The organism is Roseovarius sp. SK2 (assembly GCF_028807495.1).
Lineage (GTDB): Bacteria > Pseudomonadota > Alphaproteobacteria > Rhodobacterales > Rhodobacteraceae > Roseovarius > Roseovarius confluentis.
Genome location: NZ_JARAMK010000006.1, coordinates 26,825 through 47,977, shown reverse-complemented (window position 1 = coordinate 47,977; position 21,153 = coordinate 26,825). Strand labels below are relative to the sequence as shown.

The 21,153-nt window shown below is 63.3% G+C and carries 23 protein-coding genes and 1 pseudogene; 9 read left to right on the top strand and 15 right to left on the bottom strand.

Going from position 1 to position 21,153, the window contains the following annotated elements; genetic code table 11:
- Window positions 1-46 precede the first annotated feature (46 nt).
- A pseudogene (gene prpE / locus PVV74_RS12755) lies at window positions 47-1,935 on the top strand (propionate-CoA ligase PrpE).
- A gap of 3 nt (window positions 1,936-1,938) precedes the next feature.
- Here the strand turns inward: prpE and PVV74_RS12750 are convergent.
- Entirely contained in the window at window positions 1,939-2,706 is a 768-nt protein-coding gene (locus PVV74_RS12750) for an NAD kinase (RefSeq protein ID WP_274593451.1), read from the bottom strand.
- 161 nt (window positions 2,707-2,867) lie between these two features.
- Between PVV74_RS12750 and glyA the strand changes: the two genes are divergently transcribed.
- Window positions 2,868-4,175: a serine hydroxymethyltransferase gene (glyA, locus tag PVV74_RS12745; protein ID WP_103764851.1), complete on the top strand. Its 1,308-nt coding sequence runs from the start codon at window positions 2,868-2,870 to the stop codon at window positions 4,173-4,175.
- Window positions 4,176-4,228: 53 nt separating this feature from the next.
- Here the strand turns inward: glyA and PVV74_RS12740 are convergent, their stop codons facing one another.
- Window positions 4,229-4,603 (bottom strand): hypothetical protein, encoded by a 375-nt coding sequence (locus tag PVV74_RS12740; protein ID WP_274593450.1) that lies wholly within the window; start codon window positions 4,601-4,603, stop codon window positions 4,229-4,231.
- A 72-nt stretch (window positions 4,604-4,675) separates the two neighbouring features.
- On the opposite strand from PVV74_RS12740, the gene PVV74_RS12735 reads away from it, so the two are divergent.
- On the top strand, window positions 4,676-5,449 hold the full coding sequence (locus PVV74_RS12735; protein WP_103764849.1) for an alpha/beta fold hydrolase: 774 nt from the start codon (window positions 4,676-4,678) through the stop codon (window positions 5,447-5,449).
- Between the two features lie 44 nt (window positions 5,450-5,493).
- On the opposite strand, the gene PVV74_RS12730 is transcribed toward PVV74_RS12735, so the two are convergent.
- Window positions 5,494-5,679, bottom strand: a complete 186-nt coding sequence (locus tag PVV74_RS12730) for a CTP synthetase (RefSeq protein ID WP_103764848.1) — start codon at window positions 5,677-5,679, stop codon at window positions 5,494-5,496.
- Between the two features lie 977 nt (window positions 5,680-6,656).
- Here PVV74_RS12730 and PVV74_RS12725 point away from each other — a divergent pair.
- Both PVV74_RS12725 and PVV74_RS12720 read left to right on the top strand, forming a co-directional pair.
- On the top strand, window positions 6,657-6,944 hold the full coding sequence (locus PVV74_RS12725) for a hypothetical protein (protein ID WP_146050097.1): 288 nt from the start codon (window positions 6,657-6,659) through the stop codon (window positions 6,942-6,944).
- A gap of 144 nt (window positions 6,945-7,088) precedes the next feature.
- Window positions 7,089-7,565 (top strand): REP-associated tyrosine transposase, encoded by a 477-nt coding sequence (locus PVV74_RS12720; protein ID WP_338020423.1) that lies wholly within the window; start codon window positions 7,089-7,091, stop codon window positions 7,563-7,565.
- Between the two features lie 87 nt (window positions 7,566-7,652).
- Here the strand turns inward: PVV74_RS12720 and lepA are convergent, their stop codons facing one another.
- A complete protein-coding gene (gene lepA / locus PVV74_RS12715; protein ID WP_274593448.1) occupies window positions 7,653-9,452 on the bottom strand; it encodes a translation elongation factor 4 in 1,800 nt (599 codons plus the stop codon).
- Between the two features lie 102 nt (window positions 9,453-9,554).
- Here lepA and PVV74_RS12710 point away from each other — a divergent pair, with 102 nt between their 5' ends.
- Window positions 9,555-9,836, top strand: a complete 282-nt coding sequence (locus tag PVV74_RS12710) for an acylphosphatase (RefSeq protein WP_103764844.1) — start codon at window positions 9,555-9,557, stop codon at window positions 9,834-9,836.
- A gap of 191 nt (window positions 9,837-10,027) precedes the next feature.
- On the top strand, window positions 10,028-10,873 hold the full coding sequence (locus PVV74_RS12705) for an MBL fold metallo-hydrolase (RefSeq protein WP_274593447.1): 846 nt from the start codon (window positions 10,028-10,030) through the stop codon (window positions 10,871-10,873).
- A gap of 3 nt (window positions 10,874-10,876) precedes the next feature.
- On the opposite strand, the gene PVV74_RS12700 is transcribed toward PVV74_RS12705, so the two are convergent.
- Window positions 10,877-11,464 (bottom strand): GcrA family cell cycle regulator, encoded by a 588-nt coding sequence (locus PVV74_RS12700; RefSeq protein WP_103764842.1) that lies wholly within the window; start codon window positions 11,462-11,464, stop codon window positions 10,877-10,879.
- Window positions 11,465-11,589: 125 nt separating this feature from the next.
- Between PVV74_RS12700 and PVV74_RS12695 the strand changes: the two genes are divergently transcribed.
- A complete protein-coding gene (locus PVV74_RS12695) occupies window positions 11,590-12,393 on the top strand; it encodes an ABC transporter permease (RefSeq protein ID WP_103764841.1) in 804 nt (267 codons plus the stop codon).
- Between the two features lie 2 nt (window positions 12,394-12,395).
- Here the strand turns inward: PVV74_RS12695 and PVV74_RS12690 are convergent, their stop codons facing one another.
- The 3 genes from PVV74_RS12690 to PVV74_RS12680 all read right to left on the bottom strand — a co-directional run bounded on the left by PVV74_RS12690 (window position 12,396) and on the right by PVV74_RS12680 (window position 14,192).
- On the bottom strand, window positions 12,396-13,103 hold the full coding sequence (locus PVV74_RS12690; protein WP_274593446.1) for a class I SAM-dependent methyltransferase: 708 nt from the start codon (window positions 13,101-13,103) through the stop codon (window positions 12,396-12,398).
- Complete coding sequence (locus PVV74_RS12685) at window positions 13,100-13,450, bottom strand: hypothetical protein (protein WP_245890571.1); 351 nt, start codon at window positions 13,448-13,450, stop codon at window positions 13,100-13,102. Before PVV74_RS12685 ends, PVV74_RS12690 begins: the two co-directional genes overlap by 4 nt.
- Before the next feature lie 145 nt (window positions 13,451-13,595).
- Window positions 13,596-14,192 (bottom strand): hypothetical protein, encoded by a 597-nt coding sequence (locus PVV74_RS12680; RefSeq protein WP_274593445.1) that lies wholly within the window; start codon window positions 14,190-14,192, stop codon window positions 13,596-13,598.
- A 210-nt stretch (window positions 14,193-14,402) separates the two neighbouring features.
- On the opposite strand from PVV74_RS12680, the gene PVV74_RS12675 reads away from it, so the two are divergent.
- Entirely contained in the window at window positions 14,403-15,254 is an 852-nt protein-coding gene (locus tag PVV74_RS12675; RefSeq protein ID WP_274593444.1) for a DUF4394 domain-containing protein, read from the top strand.
- 303 nt (window positions 15,255-15,557) lie between these two features.
- On the opposite strand, the gene PVV74_RS12670 is transcribed toward PVV74_RS12675, so the two are convergent.
- The 7 genes from PVV74_RS12670 to PVV74_RS12640 form a co-directional block, all read right to left on the bottom strand.
- Window positions 15,558-16,142, bottom strand: a complete 585-nt coding sequence (locus PVV74_RS12670; protein ID WP_103764837.1) for a GNAT family N-acetyltransferase — start codon at window positions 16,140-16,142, stop codon at window positions 15,558-15,560.
- Window positions 16,142-17,404 (bottom strand): M16 family metallopeptidase, encoded by a 1,263-nt coding sequence (locus PVV74_RS12665; RefSeq protein WP_274593443.1) that lies wholly within the window; start codon window positions 17,402-17,404, stop codon window positions 16,142-16,144. Before PVV74_RS12665 ends, PVV74_RS12670 begins: the two co-directional genes overlap by 1 nt.
- A complete protein-coding gene (thrC, locus tag PVV74_RS12660) occupies window positions 17,401-18,789 on the bottom strand; it encodes a threonine synthase (protein WP_274593442.1) in 1,389 nt (462 codons plus the stop codon). The genes PVV74_RS12665 and thrC overlap by 4 nt, the downstream gene beginning before the upstream one ends.
- The gene (locus tag PVV74_RS12655) at window positions 18,786-19,475 is read right to left on the bottom strand and encodes an SURF1 family protein (RefSeq protein WP_274593441.1); all 690 of its coding nucleotides are present in this window, start codon (window positions 19,473-19,475) and stop codon (window positions 18,786-18,788) included. The genes thrC and PVV74_RS12655 overlap by 4 nt, the downstream gene beginning before the upstream one ends.
- Window positions 19,476-19,577: 102 nt before the next feature.
- Window positions 19,578-20,378: a cytochrome c oxidase subunit 3 gene (locus tag PVV74_RS12650; protein ID WP_103764833.1), complete on the bottom strand. Its 801-nt coding sequence runs from the start codon at window positions 20,376-20,378 to the stop codon at window positions 19,578-19,580.
- Window positions 20,379-20,404: 26 nt separating this feature from the next.
- On the bottom strand, window positions 20,405-20,992 hold the full coding sequence (locus PVV74_RS12645; RefSeq protein WP_103764832.1) for a cytochrome c oxidase assembly protein: 588 nt from the start codon (window positions 20,990-20,992) through the stop codon (window positions 20,405-20,407).
- Window positions 20,992-21,150, bottom strand: a complete 159-nt coding sequence (locus tag PVV74_RS12640) for a hypothetical protein (RefSeq protein WP_170067268.1) — start codon at window positions 21,148-21,150, stop codon at window positions 20,992-20,994. The genes PVV74_RS12645 and PVV74_RS12640 overlap by 1 nt, the downstream gene beginning before the upstream one ends.
- Between the last annotated feature and the right edge of the window lie 3 nt (window positions 21,151-21,153).

Genomic DNA, 21,153 nt, shown 5'->3' with positions numbered 1-21,153 from the left:
CATTGCCCTGGCGTAAACGAGGCGCGAGGACCGTGGAGGGGATACAATGGCATACAATGATGTTTACGAAGGCTGGAAAAGCGATCCTGAAGGCTTCTGGATGCAGGCCGCCGAAGCTATCGACTGGGACGAAAACCCTCCAAGGCGCTTTTCGATGACGAGGCTCCTTTCTATGAGTGGTACAGCGACGGCAAGGTGAACGGCTGCTACAACGCAGTTGATCGTCATGTCGAGGCCGGACGCGGCGATCAAGTGGCAATCATCCACGACACCCCGATCACCGACAGTATCTCCAAGATCACCTATGCCGAACTCAAGGACCGTGTCGCCAGCCTTGCCGGGGCGCTGCGGGCCAAGGGCGTGCAAAAGGGCGACCGCGTCATCATCTACATGCCCATGGTCCCCGAGGCGCTGGAGGCGATGCTGGCCTGCGCCCGCATCGGCGCGATCCACTCGGTTGTCTTCGGCGGCTTCGCGGCCCACGAGTTGGCCGTACGTATCGACGACGCCAAGCCGAAATGCATTATCGCCGCCTCCTGCGGGCTGGAGCCCGACCGCGTCGTCCACTACAAGCCCCTGCTTGACGGCGCAGTGGACCAAGCCTCGCACAAGCCCGATTTCTGCGTGATCTTTCAACGCGAACAGGAGACGGCCACCCTGACCGAGGGGCGCGATGTCGACTGGCACGACTTCCAGAAAGGCACCGAACCCGCCGATTGCCTGCCGGTCGAGGGCAACCACCCCGCCTATATCCTCTACACCTCCGGTACCACCGGCGCACCTAAGGGGGTTGTCCGGGCCACGGGCGGCCACCTCGTGGCGCTGAACTGGAGCATGAAGAACGTCTACAATGTCGATCCGGGCGACGTGTTCTGGGCCGCGTCCGACGTGGGCTGGGTCGTGGGACACAGCTATATCTGCTATGCGCCGCTCATTCACGGCAACACCACCATCGTGTTCGAGGGCAAACCCGTCGGCACGCCTGACGCCGGTACGTTCTGGCGGGTGATCGAGGAGCACAAGGTGAAGTCCTTCTTCACCGCGCCCACCGCCTTCCGCGCGGTAAAGCGCGAGGACCCGCATGGCGAATACCTCAAGAAATACGACTTGTCAGGTCTGGGCGCCATCTACCTCGCTGGCGAACGCGCCGACCCCGATACCATTGAATGGACGCATAAAATGACCGGAAAGCCGGTCTATGACCACTGGTGGCAGACCGAAACCGGCTGGACCATCGCGGGCATGCCGGCGGGGATCGAGGCGCTGCCGGTCAAGATCGGCTCGCCCACCGTGGCGATGCCCGGCTATGACATCCAGATCCTCGACGATGCGGGTCACCCCGTGGCCCCCGGCACACTGGGCGCCATCGCCATCAAGCTGCCCCTGCCCCCGGGCACCCTGCCCACGCTCTGGAACGCCGAGGACCGTTTTCGAAAAAGCTACCTCGACCATTTTCCAGGCTATTATGAGACCGGCGACGCCGGGATGGTCGACGAAGATGGCTATGTCTGGATCATGGCGCGCACCGATGACGTCATCAACGTCGCGGGTCACCGCCTCTCGACCGGCGGGATGGAGGAAGTTCTGGCCAGCCACCCCGACGTGGCCGAATGCGCGGTGATCGGTGTCAGCGACGAACTCAAGGGGCAACTTCCCGTGGGCTTCGTTTGCCTGACCAAGGGCGTCGACCGCCCGCATGAAGAGATCACTGCCGAATGCGTCAAGCTGGTGCGCGACCAGATCGGCCCCGTCGCGGCCTTCAAGCTGGCCGTGGTCGTGGACCGTCTGCCCAAGACCCGCTCGGGCAAGATCCTGCGCGCCACCATGGTCAAAATCGCCGACAATCAGGACTACAAGATGCCAGCGACGATCGACGATCCCGCCATCCTGGACGAGATCCGCGACGCGCTGCAAACCATCGGCCTGGCGAAGTAGGGCTTAGCTGAACTGCTCCCGCAGCAGCCGTTCCTCCAGCCCGTGTCCCGGATCGAATAATATCCGGTGCTGAATGGTAGGATCGGACCGCACCTCGACCGACAGGACATTTCGGATGGAACTGCTGTCCGCATCCGCCATCACCGGCCGCTTTTCGGGGTCCAACACGTCGAACCGCACATGCGCGTTCTTGGGCAAGAGCGCCCCGCGCCACCGCCTGGGCCGGAACGCCGCCACCGCGGTCAGCGCCAGAACGTCCGACCCGATCGGCAGGATCGGTCCGTGCGCGCTGTAGTTATAGGCCGTGGACCCGGCAGGCGTCGCCAACAGGCAGCCGTCGCAGCTCAGTTCTTCCAAGCGCAACCGCCCGTCCACCGTGATCCGCAGCTTGGCCGCCTGCGGTCCCGCCCGCAGCAGAGACACCTCGTTGATCGCCAACGCCTCATGCGTTTGCCCGTTTTTATCCGTGGCAGACATGAACAGCGGGTTGATGACTTCTTCTTCGGCCTCTTCCAACCGCTCAAGCAGATCCGATTCGCTGTATTCGTTCATCAGGAAGCCGACAGTACCGCGATTCATCCCGTAAACCGGCTTTCCCAGCTTCTGTACCGCGTGCAGCGTCTCGAGCATGAACCCGTCGCCGCCCAGCGCCACAATCAGATCCGCGTCCTCGGGCGTGGCATCGCCGAACCGCGCAGCAAGCGCCGCTCGGGCGGTCTGTGCAATGGGCACGTTGCTGGCGACAAAGGCGATTTTCTGCGGATTGCCCATTTTGGCTACCTTGATTTGTTCCGGAAGTTGATCGAAGCATAAAATGCGCCTTCGTACCAGCGATGCCGGTCCGCAGGTGACATGTGTCGCATTACCGCCTTTCAAAAAGACGGTGTATCCGATACGAAATCGCTTGGCTCGCAATGTGGAGGACATCAAAAATGGCGCACGACGGAAATCAAGAATTTGTTTCAGAAGGCTTTTTCACGGAATCGCTGACGTCTCGCGACCCCGATATCGCCGAAGCCATCCAGAAAGAGCTCGGTCGTCAACGCGACGAAATCGAGCTTATCGCATCGGAAAACATCGTCTCTGCCGCCGTGATGGAAGCGCAAGGCAGCGTGATGACCAACAAATACGCCGAAGGTTACGCCGGCCGGCGCTACTATGGCGGCTGCCAGTTCGTCGACATTGCCGAGAATCTGGCCATCGAGCGCGCATGCAAGCTTTTCGACTGCGGCTTTGCCAACGTGCAGCCCAATTCGGGCAGCCAGGCGAACCAGGGCGTGTTCACCGCCCTTCTGCAACCGGGCGACACGATCCTGGGCATGAGCCTCGACGCAGGCGGCCACCTGACCCACGGCGCGGCCCCCAACCAATCGGGTAAGTGGTTCAACGCCGTGCAATACGGCGTCCGCAAGGAAGACAACCTGATCGACTACGACCAGGTCGAGGCGCTGGCAAAGGAACACCAGCCCAAGATGCTGATCGCCGGTGGCTCCGCCGTACCGCGCCAGATCGACTTTGCCCGCATGCGCGAGATCGCTGACATGGTCGGCGCCTACCTGCACGTGGATATGGCCCACTTTGCCGGCCTGGTGGCTGCAGGCCTGCACCCCTCGCCCTTCCCGCACGCGCATGTCGCCACGACCACAACGCACAAGACACTGCGCGGCCCGCGCGGCGGCATGATCCTGACCAATGACGAGGCGCTGGCGAAGAAGTTCAACTCCGCCATCTTCCCCGGCATCCAGGGCGGTCCCTTGATGCACGTGATCGCCGCCAAGGCCGTCGCCTTTGGCGAGGCCCTGCGGCCCGAGTTCAAGTCCTATATCCAGCAGGTCATCACCAACGCGCAGGCGATGAGCGACCAACTGATCAAGGGCGGGCTGGATACCGTGACCCACGGCACCGACACCCACGTCCTGCTGGTCGACCTGCGACCCAAGGGCGTCAAAGGCAACGCGACCGAGAAGTCGCTGGGCCGTGCCCACATCACCTGCAACAAGAACGGCGTTCCCTTCGACCCCGAGAAGCCCACCGTCACCAGCGGCATCCGTCTCGGCTCGCCCGCCGGAACGACCCGTGGTTTCGGCGAGGCGGAATTCCGCCAGATCGCCGACTGGATCGTCGAGGTGGTCGACGGGCTTGCAGCCAACGGTGAGGACGGAAACGGCGATGCCGAGGCCAAAGTCAAAGCCGAGGTCGCGGACCTTTGCGCCCGCTTCCCGCTTTACCCGAACCTCTGATCTCGGTCTGACCTATCCTGGAAACCCGCGTAAGCCATTGCTTGCGCGGGTTTTTATATGACACCCTGCCAGCGCAGCGCGATAAGTACCAGCGCGCCAAGGATCAATAGGTTGAACACCAAACCGGCCAGCCAGTGGATCAGTCGACTGCGCCGCCGGTCGGCCGCGTCGATGGCTTTCAGGTGCGTCTCCAAAGCCTCGAAAGCCTTCTCGACACGCGCCTCATCGACCTGAGTGGCCAACCGCGGATGCGCCAATTTCCGCTCCGCGTCCACCAGGAACCGGCCTTCGTCCCGAAGGCGCTTGGGCAAAAGCCGCCCGGCGCGGCGCAGCCGCGTGGCAAGCGTCTTGCCCCGAAGCCCCAGCTTTTCGTGAAGCTGCTTTTCAAGCGCCTCGCGCCGTGTGCCAAATTGTTTGCGATCAATCACTTAAGCCACCTCTCGGCGGCGCACACTAGGCGCAATTGATTGCGGGGGCAATGGCGTGTATTGGCTTGTGCCATGCTGAATGTCATTCACCACGCGTCCCAAGGCACGAAGCCGCCGCTTCTCATCGCTCACGGCCTTTATGGTTCGGGCCGCAACTGGGGAGTCATCGCCAAGCGGCTGTCCGACAGGGGCCCGGTCATGGCCGTCGACATGCGCAATCATGGTACAAGCCCTTGGTTTTCCGAGCATTCCTACGAGGACATGGCCGCTGACCTCGCCGAGGTGATCGAGGCCAAAACTGACGGTCCGATTGACGTGCTCGGGCATTCCATGGGCGGCAAGGCGGCGATGGTGCTGGCATTGACCCGGCCCGACCTTGTGCACCGCCTGATCGTGGCCGACATCGCGCCGGTCAGCTATGGTCACAGCCAGGCGCAGTATATCGACGCGATGCGCAGCGTGGACCTGTCGGCGATCACCAAGCGGTCGGATGCGGAGGCGCAGTTGAAAGGCGTCGTCGATGATCCGGCGCTCATTCCCTTCTTCACGCAATCGCTTGATGTGAAAGAAAAAAAATGGCGCCTCAACCTCGATACGCTCGAGGCCGAGATGCCGAAGATCCTCAGCTTTCCCGACTTGGACGGCCGGTTCGACGGCAAGACGCTGTTTCTGTCCGGTGCGAATTCCGACTACGTCGCGCGAGAGTACCGCGCCCGTATCAAGGACCTGTTCCCCGACGCGACCTTCATCAAGATCAAGGACGCGGGCCACTGGCTGCACGCCGAGCGGCCGCGCGAATTTGAATCCGCCGTGCGCGGATGGCTGGAAAATACCGCATCGGTATAGCGTCGGTATCCGGGTGGCATCGCGTCGGTGCGATATCCCCGGCGTCAGCGGGCCTGATAAAGCTGTTTCGCCACGATCCACGATACCGGAAATGCCACGACGAACCCCGCCGCCGCTGTGACCAGGATCGGCGTCAGCGTGTCGTAGCCCATGGCCAGCGCCGCGATGACGAACGAGCCGGCTAGGGTGGATCCGATGAAAACGTGCAAGATAACCATCAACCAGATCATGATGGGTCTCCTCAGTCAGGATGTTGCGCAGCCGGACCATAGCGCGACAGCGGCGCAGCAACCTTGATCTGGGTCACGTGATCTGTGACCAAATTGCGCAGATATGGTGAATTTTGCAATCCGAGCCGCCAGATCTGGTTGACCGCCGACAAAGCGCGCTATATCGCGATGGTACAGGTGTTAGACGCGGTAGCATCAACTGACAGCGGGGTCCGGCGGCCATTTGCCACGGACCCCGTTCGCGTTCCGACCTACTGCCATTCGGCGCATCGGAAGAAATAAAGGCGCCAGGTGCTCAGACGCGGTCTTTGCATCGCGGGGGTCACCCCGCACCCTGACGCCTTTGCCGAACTGACCACCCCGAGGGGCATCCGGCCCGGCTTTGCCGCCGGCCTCTAAGAGACCCTTGGCGATCCCGCCACCCGAAGGCAACGACATCGTACCATCCCCGTCGCCGGACATGGCCGCCTTGGCACCCGAAGGCGCCTTGGCCACGAACACGGGGCAGGCCCCGGTCCGTTTGCATCGACCCGGCGCGACACGCGGCTTGTCCTTCTCTCGAAAGCGACGGACATCCCGGGCATCGGCCTGAACTGGCTTGAGCGGTCGCTAAGGCCCTGCGGCCCCCGGTTCCGCCCGCGCCGGTCCCGAGGGGCCTTTGCGGCACTGCGTTGGGTCAGCGACCCGTTGCAGTCAATGGAATGACACACCCGAAACCGCCGTCGGGCAAGAAAAAAGCACTGCGGCATCAAAATTTCTTGGGGATAACCTGTTGATATCCCAGCGGGAATTTCTGTGGATAAGTCAGAAAACGCTTGTGATCCAGCACACTTGGTCGGGGACAAACGCAATCATTCGGAGAGCGCATGCACCGACAAGGATTCTGCAGTTGCAAATTAACCTTTCTCGCAAAATTGACTCAGAGAAGAACGACTCACGTGATATGTTGGTGAGACACTACACCAGGGTGGGGACCCATGCTTAAAACAACATTATGCGCCGCGACAGCGGCATTTCTGGTCATGGCCGACACGGCCAAGGCGGACTCGTATATCTTGGTCAGCTGCTATCGCGGCCCGTGGAACGAAGTGATCTGGGACAAGGCGAACCCGAACTTCGTCCAGTCACTGATCGACGCGGGCTACAATACGACCGAGGCCACCAGCATCGCCGACTATATCTGTCGCGATCCAAGGCTGGTGGACAACCCGATCGCGCTGGCGAAGGAAGTGCGGGCAGCTGTGAGGGCCGCGCCGCGGGGGTGAGGGATAAGGCCGGGCGGTGACGCCCGGTTTCAATTTCCCGCATTCGTAGGGTTGGTGAAAACCCACGAAGCAAAACGCGTCATCGCGCGTGGGTTATCACCCACCCTACATGGTTTATTAACCTTGTCGCGGAATTATGGGCGTATGCCCAGATACCGACGCCTTCATGTTCCAGCTGGGACATACTTCTTCACTGTCACACTTGCAGACAGGTCCGCGACGACCCTCACCGATGAAATAGATCTTCTGCGGTCGGTCTATGCCTCGGTCACCGCGCAACACCCTGTGCACTGCGACGCGATGGTCATTCTTCCCGATCATATCCATGCGGTCTGGACGTTGCCGCCCGACGACGCTGATTTCTCGATACGGTGGAAAAAGATCAAGTCCGTGTTTTCACGGCACTGCGTGACCAGCGGATATGCCAACCGAAGCCGAATGCGCAAAGGTGAGAAAGGGATCTGGCAGCGGCGATTCTGGGAACACGCGATCCGCGATGACGCGGACTTTGTCGCGCATGTGAACTATTGCCATTTCAACCCGGTAAAACACGGATTGGTCGAGCACCCTGAGGATTGGCCTTATTCGACGGTACATCGAACTATCCGCGCGGCTGCCTAGGGTGGGTGATAACCCACGCGCTAAGGAACGTCGCGCCGCGTGGGTTATCACCCACCCTACGCCAATTTTTCACCGGGGTGCGCGCCCTCAGCTGTCCATTTTCAATGCGCTGATAAACGCTTCCTGCGGGATATCCACCTTCCCGAACTGGCGCATCTTCTTCTTGCCGGCTTTCTGCTTGTCCAAGAGCTTGCGCTTCCGGCTGGCGTCGCCGCCATAGCACTTGGCGGTCACGTCCTTGCGCAGGGCCGACAACGTCTCTCGCGCGATCACCTTGCCGCCGATGGCCGCCTGGATCGGGATCTTGAACATGTGGCGCGGGATCAAGTCCTTCAATTTTTCGCACATCGCCCGACCGCGCATCTCGGCCCGGTCGCGGTGCACCATCATCGACAGCGCGTCCACAGGCTCGTCATTCACCAGCACGGACATCTTCACCAGGTTGTCCTCGCGGTAGCCTTCCAACTGGTAATCGAAGGACGCATAGCCGCGCGTCACCGATTTCAGCCGGTCGTAGAAGTCGAACACCACCTCGTTGAGCGGCAGGTCATAGACCGCCATCGCGCGGCTGCCGGCATAGGTCAGGTCAAGCTGGATGCCCCGCCGGTCCTGGCACAGCTTCAGCACATCGCCCAGGAATTCGTCTGGCACCAGGATCGTCGCCTTGATGCGCGGCTCCTCCACATGGGCCACGACCGACGGGTCGGGCATGTCGGCCGGGTTGTGCAGGTCGATCTGCGTGCCGTCCTTCATGTAGACGTGATAGATCACCGAAGGCGCGGTGGTGATCAGTTCGATATCGTATTCCCGCTCGATCCGGTCGCGGACCACCTCGAGGTGCAGAAGGCCAAGGAAACCGCAGCGGAACCCGAAGCCCAGCGCGGTGGAGCTTTCCATCTCGTAGCTGAATGACGCGTCGTTGAGCGCCAGCTTCTCGATGGCGTCGCGCAGGTCCTCGAACTCTGCCGAATCCACCGGGAAAAGCCCGCAGAAAACCACGGGTTGCGACGGGTTGAAGCCCGGCAGCGGCTCGGGCGTCTGGTTCTTTTCCAGCGTGATGGTGTCGCCCACACGGGTGTCGCGCACCTGCTTGATCGAGGCGTTGAGATAGCCGATCTCGCCCGGTCCCAGTTCCTTGACCGCCTTCATCGACGGGCGGTAGACGCCGATATCGTCCACGTCATAGATGCCGCCGGTCTTCATCATGCGGATGCGGTCGCCCTTTTTCAGCACGCCGTCGACGATGCGTATGATACAGATCACGCCTAGGTACTGGTCGTACTTGCTGTCCACCAGCATGGCCTTCAGCGGCGCGTCGCGGGTGCCCGTGGGCGGAGGCAGCAATTTGACGATGGCCTCCAGCACCTCGCGGATGCCCTCGCCCGTCTTGGCCGACACCGGGATCGCGCCCGAGGCGTCGATGCCGATGACATCCTCGACCTGCTCGGCCACGCGACTGATATCCGAGGCGGGCAGGTCGATCTTGTTGAACACCGGGACGATCTCGTGATCGGCGTCGATCGCCTGGTACACGTTGGCCAAGGTCTGCGCCTCGACGCCTTGGGTGGAATCCACGACCAGCAGCGAGCCCTCGACCGCCCGCATGGAGCGCGAGACCTCGTAGGCGAAATCGACATGGCCGGGCGTGTCGATCAGGTTCAGCACGTAATCCTCGCCATCGAGCGCGGTATACTCGATGCGCACCGTGTTGGCCTTGATGGTGATGCCGCGCTCGCGCTCGATATCCATCGCGTCCAGAAGCTGTTCCTTCATGTCCCGGTCCGGCACCGTGTCGGTGGCCTGGATCAGCCTGTCGGCCAGCGTCGATTTCCCGTGGTCGATATGCGCCACGATGGAGAAATTGCGGATATGCGAAAGCGGTGTCATGGGCAGGGTATGTAGCGGAAATCAAAGGTGGTCAAGGTGGCTTGAGCACGCGGGACACGAGTGCGAAACGCCCTATGTCATTCCCGAGAACAGGAGGCGACCATGCATAACGAGACGACACTGACCGGCGTTCTGGTCACCGGCAAGGTGCAGGGCGTGAATTACCGCGCCTGGACGCAGGAAGAGGCGCGGTCACGCGGTCTGCGCGGCTGGGTCAAGAACGAGGCGGACGGGTCGGTCCGGGCCGTTCTGTCAGGGCCGGAAGAGGCCGTGGCGGACATGCTGCGCGCGATGGAAAAGGGCCCACCGGCGGCAAATGTCGCGCGGGTGGAGCCGGAGCCCGCCGAGGCACCGGATCAGGACGGGTTCGAGATCCTGCGCTGACGGCGCGTCCTTGGCGCGACGTCATCCCGGACTTGATCCGGGATCTCCTGCTCGTGGGCACGACGCTACGGCCAACGCGCCACCGATATGCTTCTGAAACAGGCATCGCACCACACCGTGCAGCGTCGCCGCCCGCGTAAAGCTGACTTTCGCGCCCCATGCGCTACACTTCTCGGCAGGAGGTACTGCCGATGGTCCGACTCGCCATTTTGCTCGCCACGCTTGCAACGCCAGTCTTGGTCCAGGACGTCGTGGCGCAGGAGGCCGAGCGCAAGCCCAGCCATTGTCTGTCGATCGCCCAGTCCGCGCCGGGGCTTGAGTATATCCAACAGGCCAGTTTTCGCGATCCGGTGCCGCAGGACCGCGTGCGCCTGCATTACATCGCCCACGCCTCTTTCCTGATCCAGGCTCATACCGGCACCAGTGCCATCACTGACTTCACAGGCTTTATCGGCAACGTGGATTTCCTGCCGGATGTCGTGACGATGAACCACGCCCACGAAACCCACTGGACGCCCTTCCCCGACCCCGCCATCCCCAACGTCCTGCCCGGCTGGGGCGAAGAGCATGGCGCAGGGGTCGATCATTATGTCGATCTGGGCGACATGGTGATCCGCAATGTCTCGACCGATATCCGCTCGCGCTATGGCGCGCCGGCCGAGCCCGAGGGCAACTCGATCTTCGTGTTCGAAACGGCGGGGCTGTGCATCGGCCACCTGGGCCACCTGCACCACATGCCGACGGATGAGCAATTCGCGGCCCTGGGCCGGGTGGATGTGCTGCTGGCGCCGGTCGACGGGGGCTACACGCTGCCCCTGCCCCGGATGATCGAGACGGTCAAACGCCTGCGGTCGTCCATCGTCATCCCGATGCACTGGTTCGGCGACGGCACGCTTCAGGCGTTTCTGGCCGCGATGGAAGAGGAGTTCGCCGTGGTGCGCACCGAGGACAGCGCGCTGACCGTGTCGCTGGATACGCTTCCGGGGCAGCCCACCGTCATGGTGCTGCGGCCCCGGTGGCTGTCAGAGCCGGACTAATGCCTAGCGTTTCCGGTCGCGGCGCGAGCTCATGGGCTGGAAGGCGACGCCGACATGGGCCTCGCAATAGGGCTTGCCGGATTTCACAGGCAGACCGCAGAACCAGAAATCCGGCGTCGCCGGGTCGCCCACGGGCCATTTGCAGGTCCGCTCGGTCAGTTCCATCAGCGACAGCTTCTTCGCCTTCTTCTCGATTTCGCTGACCTTGGCCAGCGCCTCGGGGTCGATCTCGTTCGCGGACGGCTGCGGCGGCAGGGGTTGGCCCGCCGGGATGATCGCCTTGATGCGGCTTGCCGCGGCGGTCGGCGCCGGCTCTTCCTTGGGCTCGGGCGCCTTCGGTTCAGCCTTCGGAGCGGCGGCCTTGGGCTTGGGAGCGGGCTTGGCCTTGGCGGCGGGCTTGGCCTTGGCCGTGCTGTCCGAGGCCGCGGCCCCGTTGCCCGACCCGCTGCGGTTCGACAGGCCAAGGCGGTGCACCTTGCCGATCACCGCGTTGCGGGTCACGCCGCCCAGTTCCTTGGCGATCTGGCTGGCCGACTGGCCCTCGCCCCACATCTTCTTCAGCAGTTCGACGCGCTCGTCACTCCAGGACATGAGCCACCTTTCATTGGTTCGTCACGCCGCCGATGCATCGGGGGCGTGGTCTTTTTTCCAGTTGCCCTATTCTAATCACTGGGCGTTGAGTTACAAGGCGTCCGAAGGCGACAATCGAGGCAGAGATGCAGGAATTCCACGAAATGGGCAGCCGCCGCTTCGGGCGGGTCAACTGGCTTGGCCTGGCCACGCTGGCCAAGCGCGAGACGCAGCGGTTTCTCGCCGTCTGGACGCAGACGCTGATGGCGCCGCTGGCAACGGCGGGGCTTTTCATGGTGATCTTTTCCATCGCCATCGGAGAGCGCCGGGGCGACGTGATGGGCGTGGATTTCACCACCTTCATCGCGCCCGGCATCCTGATGATGACGGTGATCCAGAACAGCTTCGCCAACACGTCGTCCTCGATCGTGATTTCCAAGGTGCAGGGCAATATCGTCGACACGCTGATGCCGCCCCTGTCGCCGGCCGAGCTGGTGTTGGGCTACCTGGCCGGGGCCGTGGCGCGAGGCGTACTGGTGGCGCTGGCCATCGCGGTGGGGCTGGCGCTGTTCCTGGGGATCGTACCGGCGCATCCGCTAATCTGGCTGGGCTTCGTGACGCTGGGCGCGGCGTTTCTGGGCGCGCTTGGTATGGTCGCGGGCATCTTCGCGCAGAAGTTCGACCAGATGGCGGCGATCACCAACTTCATCGTCACGCCGCTCGCGTTCCTGTCCGGCACGTTCTACTCGGTCGAGGCGCTGCCCGGCGCGCTTTACACGATCAGCCACGTGAACCCGGTTTTCTACCTGATGGACGGGGGGCGCTACGGCATGATCGGCGTGTCGGACAGCAGCGTGTCGCTGGGCGCGGTGATCGTGCTGGGCTCGACACTGGTCGTCTCGGCCCTGGCCTGGGCGCTCTTTCGCAAAGGGTACCGCCTGAAGGCCTGAGCCTATCGCGGGCTCAGCGCGCAGACATGGCGCACCTTGCGGCCGTCGCGGAAATAGTCGTGCATGCCCCGCCGGTCCTCGCCCAGGATCAATTCGTGGTCGATCCAGCTCGTCTCGTAATCCAGCGCCTCGGCCATAAAATCGGTGGCCTTGCGCGACGGCACGCCAACCACGGTATGGCTGCGCCCCTCGACCTCGGTCACGGCGTTCAGCGGGTTCGAGACTTCTTCCTTCAGCACCTGGATCATGGCGTTGTCCAGGACGATGAACTCGCTGTCGATGACGACCAGCCCGGGCGCCAGCGCGCGAATGAGCGACAACAGGCGGAAGTGGTCCATCACGTGGTAAAAGATACCGTAAAGCGCCACCACGTCGAACCGCTCGCCCGCCGCGCCCCGCGCCTCCAAATCGGCGAAAAGATCGCCGCAGGTCAGCCGCACGCGCGGCTTGAAGTCGGTGTCCGGGAAGGCGTCGAACCGCGCCACCAGTTCGGACCGCGCCTCGACCCCCACGACCTCGGACGCGCCGGCGGCGGCCAGCGCGTAGGACCACCGCCCGTCATGGGCGGCGATGTCCAGCACGCGGGCGCCTTCGATCTGCGGCCGGAACGGCTCGATGATCAGCTTGTGACGCTGGTTCAGCCGGTAGATCGTGGTTGCGTTGTCGTCATAGGGGGGGAGCTCGGCCAGAAAGTCGAACAATCCGCTCATCGGCACAGGCGCTCGGCGCGTTCTCCATAGGCGCGGTACGCCTTCCAGAAGCTTTCATCCCGGGTCCGGCTCGACTGGCGGATTTCCTGTGCCTTGTGCGGGTCGCGATAGAACGCCGCCGCACGGCGCTGGTCGGAACCGTTCAGTGTCTGGTCCGCCGCCGCCTGGATACAGCCGCAGAGCGCGCGCGACCGGCCCTTTCGGTCCGACGCCATGCATGCATTGGCGATCGGGCCGGACGCCATCGGCGCGGCCCGGCTGACCGTTCCGCTGCGCCCGTCGAAGCGGTCTGGTTGGCCACAGCCGGCAAGACCGAGCGCCATGAGAGTCATCAATAATTTTTTCATCAGGACTGTCCTGCTCTGTCCTCGAGGTGGCGGCGGGATCGCGGGTTTGCCCCGTCTTGGCCGCACCGTTTCGTTAACCTTCAATGAGGTTGATATTGCCCCATCGCCCGGGGTTTTTCAATCGGGATGACGCAGGCCGCGACGCTCAGTCCTGCGACGGGTTCTCTTCGGGGCGCGTGGTGTCGTACTGATCGCCGGGCGAGGTAAAGCGTGTCCACCGCGCCGGCAGGATCGAGCCCGAAGTGAGCGCCAGGTTTTCGCCGTTGGCCGGCATGAACCAGATCTCGGCCCCGATGCCGTCGCTGTCGCGCTCGCGCACCACGGCGCGGCGCGGAATGCGGATTTCGACGCGGACACCATCGCGATACGGCTGGCCCGTGCCCATGCAGGTGGCCGAGGCGCCGACATAGCTTTCGGCCGGCGCAACCTCGTTGAACACCCTGAGATCGTGCAGCACCACCTGCCCGTCCACGGCCAACGATCCGGGCGCCAGAAGGTCGCGCACATGCGGGCGCACATAGGCTGTCAGCCGCTCGCTTTGCGCCCAGACACCGCAAAGCGCCAACTGCCCGTCGATGGCCCGGCGCGGCTCGACCGCCACGGTGATGCCGCCGCCGGTGCTGAAATCGCCGCCGCCCAGCGTGATATCGTCGGTCAACGGCACGGTGTCGGGCGCGGCCATGGCGCTCCCAGACACGCTGAACGCGGCCAACGCGGCAGTTAGAAAGGCGCGGAATGACATGATGCAGCTCTCCGTTGTGAGTTGCCCAACGCTACACAGCCTTTCCATGCGCTTCAACAGGACCGTCAACACCCCTGCGTGAAACCGCGAACGTGTAGTGCCGAAAAAAAATTGTGCGCACTGAAACTTCTCTCGATCACCGTCCGTGTATCGGATCAAGCGCCGGCCAGGAAGGCTGGTTGCGCAAGCTAAGAAAGAGAGAGGATTACAATGTATACTCGTACCATTACCGCTGTTTCCGCCCTGTCGATGCTGGGGGGTGCCGCTCTTGCAGACGATCATGCCGCAGATATGGGCTTTGCCCTTGCCAATGACGGCATGACCCTTGTTTCCATGGCCGACATCACGTCGCCGACCGACGTGCAGACCATGGACCTGAGCGAGGCGCTGGATGCCATCGCATGGCGCCCCGTCACCGGCGAACTTCTGGGCTTCAAGAACGGCATGGTCGTCACCATCGACCCCGCGAGCGGTGAAATGACCGATCTCGAAGCGTCGTTCAACGAAGACGCCATGGTCGCTGACGGCTCCAAGGTCGCGTTCGACTTCAACAACAAGATCGACGCCGTCCGCGCCGTGTCTTCGGAAGAAGACAACCTGGTCTATTTTCCCAAGGATTTCAGCGCCGAGGACAAGGCCGGCAAGGTCGTTCGCGTGAATGATCTGGCCTATGCCGAAGGCGACGCCAATGCCGGCGCCGACCCGGTGATCTATGCCAACGCCTATACCAACGCGATCAACGGCGAGACCGCCGGCAGCACGTTCCAGTACGCGCTGGATGCCGAGACGGATTCGCTGGTCAGCCTGGCCAACAACGAAGGCACGCTGGAAACCATCGCCGAAGTCACCGTCGACGGCGAAGCCGTTGACCTGAGCGACTGGGGCGGCTTCGACATCATGTCGCCGTCCGAGGGCGAGGACATGGCCTATGCCATCCTGCAGATGGAAGGCGCAGACAGCGCCGGCTTCTACACCATCAACCTGGAAACGGGTGAGGCCATGATGCAGGCCGATCTGGGCATGGGCGGCTTCACCGCGCTGGCCATCGCACAGGCGCGCTAAGCCAAGACTTGCGTAACGAGTTCTCTGTTGGGTTCGTAACGAGTGATGAGGGGGGTCTTCGGGCTCCCCTCTTTTTATGCGATCCCGAGAAAGTCGCGGGATTGCCAGACCGCGGGATGGCGACTGGCAGTTGTTCAAGGCCCTTTATCCCGGAAACATCCGCGAAACTTCCAATCGAGGCGCTGACTGCAACCAATCGCCAGCCCGGGGGGCGGTCTGGCGATCGCGCGGCGGCGCGGCAATGCCGCGCCTTTATTCCGCGCGAAGGATCAGTTAGTCGTCGCGGCGGGGTGAAACCCCGCCCTACCCCACATCCGTCCGCCCGCGCCGGTCGCCGCGCAGCGCGGCATACAGAACATGCGTCCGCCAGCGCCCTGCGATCTGCAAGTAACTCTGCGCCACGCCCTCGTACTTGAACCCGCAGCTTTCCAAAAGCCTCCGAGACGGCGCGTTTTCCGGCAGGCAGGCCGCCTCCAGCCGTGACAGGTCCAACCGCTCGAACGCATAATGCGACATCGCCTGCAATGCCTCGCGCATGTAACCCATCCGCGCATAGGGCTGGCCTGTCCAGTAACCCAGCGTCCCCGATTGAGCCGGGCCACGGCGGATATTGTCCAGCGTGATCGCGCCCACCAGCGCATCATCTTCGCGCCGGAACAGGAACAGCGGCACCGCCGACCCCGAGGAGATTGACCGCTGCGACCAGTAGACCCGGTTCGCAAATCCCTTGCGCGACAGGTGGTCGGCGGCCCATTGCGGCTCCCACGGGGTCAGGAAATCGGCGCTGCCTTCGCGCAAGGAAGACCACTCGCGGAAGTCGGTCAGGACGGGCTCGCGCAAGGTCAGGCGTTCCGTCTCGATCCGGATTTTCCGGCGCGGCAGGAACATCAGGCCGCGCGCCTTTCCTGCAAGGTCTGCAGTGACGGTGCATGGCTCACGGGCCCGTAAAGCGCCAGCGCGGCAGGCGCTTGCGTCGCGATCACCTCGGCATGGGATTTGAGATCTGCAAGCGTGACCGCGTCGATCCGCTCGACCACTTCGTCGAGGTCGGGCACCCGGCCCCAGATCTGCATCATGCGCGCCGACCGCTCGGCCCGGTTCGACGGGCTTTCCAGCCCCATCAGCAACCCGGCCTTCATCTGCGCGCGCGCCCGGTCCAGCTCGGCCTGGCTGAAATCCTCGGCTGCGCGCTTCATCTCGTCCACCGTCAGCCAGCCAAGGCTTGCCATCTCGTCCGCCGAGGTCCCGGCATAGATCGTCAGCATCCCGGTATCCGAATAGGCCCCGGCCTGCGCGAAGATCGTATAGCACAGCCCCCGCCGCTCGCGGATCTCCTGGAACAGGCGCGAGGACATCGAGCCGCCCAGCGCCGAGGCATAGATCTGCGCGGTGTGAATGTCCGGGCTGGAATAGTTCGAGCTTTCGAACGCCATGGCGAAATGCGCCTGCTCCAGCGTGCGCACGGTGCGCGTCTCGCCACCGGCGAACTTGGCAGTCGGCGGCGCGATGGTTTTGGAGGGCTGCATGTCGCCGAACGCCTCTTCGGCCAGTTTGACCAGCGCATCGTGATCCACGGCACCGGCAGCGGACAGTATCATCTGCCCCGGACGATAGCGCTGATCGACGAACCGCGTCAGGTCATCCCGCGAAAAGCTGCGCACCCGGTCCTCGGGGCCAAGGATGGTGCGGCCCAGCGGATGGTTGGGATAGGCCTGCTCCTGCAACCAGTCGAAAATGATGTCGTCGGGCGTGTCCAGCGCCTGCCCGATCTCCTGCAGGATCACGCCCCGCTCCACCTCGATCTCGCGCGCGTCAAAAACCGGGTTGCGCAGGATATCGGCCACCACGTCCAGCGCCAGCGGCACGTCATCGGCCAGAACGCGGGCGTAATAGGCCGTCACCTCGCGGCTGGTATAGGCATTGATATAGCCGCCCACATCCTCGATCGCCTCTGCGATTTCCAGCGCGTTGCGCCGCTTGGTGCCCTTGAAGGCCATGTGTTCGAGGAAATGCGCGATACCGTTCTGCGCGGCGTCCTCGTGCCGGGCGCCAGCCAGAACCCACACGCCGATGGCCGCCGATTGCAGGCCGGGCATATGTTCGGTGACGATGCGAAATCCGTTGTCGAGAGTGGTCAGGTTGACGGTCAATTCGGGATGCGGTCCTTGATGAGGGTTTCGATGGCGGCAAGGTCGTTCTCGACCCGCGTCACGCGTTCCGACCGCTCATACAGGTCGGCCATACGTTCCGGCAAGGGGGGATGTTGGCCGCTGGCCTCTTCCACCGCCGCCGGGAATTTCGCCGGGTGCGCCGTCGCCAGCGTGATCATCGGGGTGGCCGCGTCGCGCATTTCCTCGGCCACCTTCACGCCCACGGCGGAATGCGGGCACAGCAGTTCCCCGGCGGCGTTCCACGTCTCCAGGATCGTCGCGCGGGTCTCGTCCTCGGCGCAGCGGCCCGAGGCGAAGCTCTCCTGCAAGGCCTCCAGCGCGCCCTGGCTGACCGAGAAGCCGCCGGCCTTCAGCTCGTCCATCAGCTGCGCCACGGCCGCGCCGTCCTGATCGTAGGCATAGTAAAGCGCCCGCTCGAAATTGGAGCTGACCTGGATATCCATCGACGGGCTGATCGACGGGATCACGCCGTCGGGCCTGTATTCCGACGTGGTCAGGCAGCGATGCAAGATGTCGTTCTGGTTGGTGGCGACGATCAGCTGATCGATCGGCAGGCCCATGCGCTTGGCGATGTAGCCTGCGAAGATGTCGCCGAAATTGCCCGTGGGCACGGTGAAACTGACCTTGCGCTCCGGCGCGCCCAGCGACACGGCGGAGGTGAAATAGTACACCACCTGCGCCAGAACCCGCGCCCAGTTGATCGAGTTCACCCCGGCCAGGCCGACCGCATCGCGGAACTGAAAATCGTTGAACATGTCCTTCACCCGCGCCTGGCAGGCGTCGAAATCGCCGTCGACGGCGATGGCGTGCACGTTGTCCTCGGTGGGCGTGGTCATCTGCCGCCGCTGCACCTCGCTGACCCGACCATGGGGGTAGAGGATGAAGACATCCACCTTGTCCAGCCCCCGGAACGCCTCGATCGCGGCCGAGCCGGTATCGCCCGAGGTCGCGCCCACGATGCACACCCGGTCGCCCGAGCGTTTGAGCGACGCCTCGAAAAGCTGGCCGATCAGCTGCATCGCGAAGTCCTTGAACGCGAGCGTGGGGCCGTGAAACAGCTCCAGCAGGAAATGTCCGGCGTCCAGTTGCTTCAACGGCGCGCGTGCGGCGTGGCCGAACCCGGCATAGGTCTTGGCGATGATGGCGCGGAACTCGTCGTCGGTGAAGGCGTCGCCAATGAAGGGCCGCATGATGCGAAACGCCGCCTCTTCGTAGCTGACGCCGTGCAGCGCCTTGATGTCGTCCGCCGAAAGCGCCGGGATGCTCTCGGGCAGATACAGCCCCCCGTCCCGCGCCAGCCCGGTCAGCATGGCTTCCTCGAAACTCAAGACGGGCGCGTTGCCCCGGGTCGAGATGTATTTCATCGGTCCAGTCCTTTTGCGGCGCCACGGCCGCGGAAGATATAGAATGCGGTCATCCCCAGCCAGATGGCGGCCAGCGAGAACCAGGTGATCGCATATTGCAAGTGATCGTTCGGAATGTGCGCGGTGTCCACCGGCAAGGGCGTCACGGCGTCCTCAGGTTGCGACAATTCACGTGCCACCAGCAACACCGGCTCGGTGTCCAGCACGTCGGCCATCTGGCCCAGGTCCCTTGCGAACCACGTGTTGCCCGCGACATCGTTCTCGGGCGTCGAGCTGTTGCGGTCTTCGGGCCAGTGCAGGTTGCCGGCGACGGTCAGTTCGCTGTCGGGCGCAGCCTCCAGCGTGTCACTTTGCCGGATAAAGCCGCGATCCACCAGGATGCGCCGCCCCGCCGCGGTCTCGAACGGCGAGATCACCAGGTATCCCGCCCCCACCTGCTTGCGGCTGACCAGAACCCGCAGCGCGCCCTCGCCGAATTGCCCGGTCACGGTAACCGGCAGGTACCTGTCGGCCTCGGGATCGAAACTCTCGGGCAGGGCCACAGGCTCAGCGGCGATCCGCGTCTCGATCTGCGACAGGATCCCTTCCTTCCAGTCCAGCCGCTGCATCTGCCACACGCCCAGCCAGATCAGCACGGCCGCACCGGCCAGGCCGAAGATCAGCGGAAGAACCAGGTTTCTTTGCATGACGCCCCATCTGACGCGAAAATGCGGAAGGCACCCCCTCCGCATCTTCCTCTGGCTTCAAGTATCCCCGCCGGAGACAGAGAATTTTCGTACGAAAATTCTTCAGCCGCCCCAGATGTAGACCGCGGCGAACAGGAACAGCCACACCACGTCGACGAAGTGCCAGTACCAGGCGGCGGCCTCGAAGCCGATGTGGTTTTCCGGGGTGAAATGGCCCTTCAGCACCCGCATCAGGCAGACGAACAGGAAGATCGTGCCGATCACCACGTGCGCCCCGTGAAAGCCCGTCGCCATGAAGAAGTTGGCGCCGTAGATGTTGCCGGAGAAGCCGAAGGCCGCGTGGCTGTATTCATAGGCTTGCAACACGGTAAAGATCGCGCCCAGCGCAATGGCGATGGTCAGGCCCCACTTGATGTCGTCGCGGTTGTCCTCGTGCACCAGCGCGTGGTGCGCCCAGGTCGCCGCCATCCCAGAGCACAGCAGGATCAGCGTGTTGATCAGCGGCAGGTGCCAGGGGTCGAACGTCTCGATCCCCGCCGGAGGCCAGACGCCGTCCTGGATCGGGGACATCTCGCCCATCGGGTAGATCGCGTGCTTGAAGAAGCTCCAGAACCAGGCCGCGAAGAACATGACCTCGGACATGATGAACATGATGAAGCCGTAGCGCAGGCCGATCCGCACCACCGGCGTGTGATCGCCTGCGTGGTTCTCCTTGATCGTGTCGGCCCACCAGCCGAACATCACGTAGGCGACGCCCACGAAGCCGGCCAGCAGCATCCACGGCCCGCTGCCGTGGAAGAACAGCACCGCGCCGAACAGCATGACAAACCCGGCAAGTGCGCCCAGCAAGGGCCAGATTGAGGGGTTCAGAATGTGGTAGTCGTGATTTTTTTCATGTGCCATCTGGCTTGGTCCCTCGTCGGTGGCTCTCAGTTCACGTTATTATCAGGTGTCTCGCCCTTGTCGAGCGCGGCCTGCGTTTCGTCTTCGGGCATCTCCGTCTCGTAGAACGTGTAGCCCAAAGTAATTGTCTTGGTGTACTTGGCGTCGCGGTCGTCGACAATCTCGGGGTCGACGAAAAACGTCACCGGCATCTGCACGCGCTCGCCCGGTTGCAGAACCTGCTGCGTAAAGCAGAAGCAATCGATCTTGGTAAAGAAGCCGCCGGCCTCGAACGGGGTGACATTATAGGTGGCCGATCCCGCAATCGGACGATCGGTCGGGTTATACGCCTCGTAGAAGGCAAGGCCCGTCTCGCCGATGCGGATCTCCATCTCGCGCTGCACCGGCTTGAACTCCCACGGGAAGCCGCGCTCGTTGCTGGCGTCGAACCGCACCTTGATCGTCCGGTCCAGGATCTCGTCCGAGCCGAGATCCGCCACGTTGGTCTCGCCGCCATAGCCGGTGACCCGGCAGAACCAGTCGTACAGCGGCACCGACGCCCAGGCCAGCGCCCCCATTGTAACGCCCACCGCCACCAGCCGCATCACCGTCTTGGTATTCCGGTCCATCGCCATCAGCTTGCCTCCTCCGTCGTCACCGCGAAATCGTCGTCAGAAACCTTGGCAATGGTCAGCCCGAACACAAGTGCGACAAAAGCGGCCAGCACGAGGCCAAGACCAAGGTTCCGCGAAAAGCGGCGCTTGTGCATTTCGTGTTGGCGCGACAGGGACATGGC

Excerpts from the sequence above, each read along its gene's own strand:
- PVV74_RS12655 (WP_274593441.1), bottom strand. The coding sequence starts at position 19,475 with ATGCAAAGAAACCTGGTTCTTCCGCTGATCTTCGGCCTGGCCGGTGCG.
- PVV74_RS12640 (WP_170067268.1), bottom strand. The coding sequence starts at position 21,150 with ATGTCCCTGTCGCGCCAACACGAAATGCACAAGCGCCGCTTTTCGCGG.
- PVV74_RS12685 (WP_245890571.1), bottom strand. The coding sequence starts at position 13,450 with ATGAAAAAATTATTGATGACTCTCATGGCGCTCGGTCTTGCCGGCTGT.
- lepA (WP_274593448.1), bottom strand. The coding sequence starts at position 9,452 with ATGACACCGCTTTCGCATATCCGCAATTTCTCCATCGTGGCGCATATC.
- PVV74_RS12645 (WP_103764832.1), bottom strand. The coding sequence starts at position 20,992 with ATGGCGATGGACCGGAATACCAAGACGGTGATGCGGCTGGTGGCGGTG.
- PVV74_RS12690 (WP_274593446.1), bottom strand. The coding sequence starts at position 13,103 with ATGAGCGGATTGTTCGACTTTCTGGCCGAGCTCCCCCCCTATGACGAC.
- PVV74_RS12730 (WP_103764848.1), bottom strand. The coding sequence starts at position 5,679 with ATGATCTGGTTGATGGTTATCTTGCACGTTTTCATCGGATCCACCCTA.
- PVV74_RS12705 (WP_274593447.1), top strand. The coding sequence starts at position 10,028 with ATGGTCCGACTCGCCATTTTGCTCGCCACGCTTGCAACGCCAGTCTTG.
- PVV74_RS12735 (WP_103764849.1), top strand. The coding sequence starts at position 4,676 with ATGCTGAATGTCATTCACCACGCGTCCCAAGGCACGAAGCCGCCGCTT.
- PVV74_RS12710 (WP_103764844.1), top strand. The coding sequence starts at position 9,555 with ATGCATAACGAGACGACACTGACCGGCGTTCTGGTCACCGGCAAGGTG.
- PVV74_RS12650 (WP_103764833.1), bottom strand. The coding sequence starts at position 20,378 with ATGGCACATGAAAAAAATCACGACTACCACATTCTGAACCCCTCAATC.
- glyA (WP_103764851.1), top strand. The coding sequence starts at position 2,868 with ATGGCGCACGACGGAAATCAAGAATTTGTTTCAGAAGGCTTTTTCACG.
- PVV74_RS12680 (WP_274593445.1), bottom strand. The coding sequence starts at position 14,192 with ATGTCATTCCGCGCCTTTCTAACTGCCGCGTTGGCCGCGTTCAGCGTG.
- PVV74_RS12750 (WP_274593451.1), bottom strand. The coding sequence starts at position 2,706 with ATGGGCAATCCGCAGAAAATCGCCTTTGTCGCCAGCAACGTGCCCATT.
- PVV74_RS12670 (WP_103764837.1), bottom strand. The coding sequence starts at position 16,142 with ATGTTCCTGCCGCGCCGGAAAATCCGGATCGAGACGGAACGCCTGACC.
- PVV74_RS12695 (WP_103764841.1), top strand. The coding sequence starts at position 11,590 with ATGCAGGAATTCCACGAAATGGGCAGCCGCCGCTTCGGGCGGGTCAAC.
- PVV74_RS12675 (WP_274593444.1), top strand. The coding sequence starts at position 14,403 with ATGTATACTCGTACCATTACCGCTGTTTCCGCCCTGTCGATGCTGGGG.
- PVV74_RS12720 (WP_338020423.1), top strand. The coding sequence starts at position 7,089 with ATGCCCAGATACCGACGCCTTCATGTTCCAGCTGGGACATACTTCTTC.
- thrC (WP_274593442.1), bottom strand. The coding sequence starts at position 18,789 with ATGAAATACATCTCGACCCGGGGCAACGCGCCCGTCTTGAGTTTCGAG.
- PVV74_RS12700 (WP_103764842.1), bottom strand. The coding sequence starts at position 11,464 with ATGTCCTGGAGTGACGAGCGCGTCGAACTGCTGAAGAAGATGTGGGGC.
- PVV74_RS12725 (WP_146050097.1), top strand. The coding sequence starts at position 6,657 with ATGCTTAAAACAACATTATGCGCCGCGACAGCGGCATTTCTGGTCATG.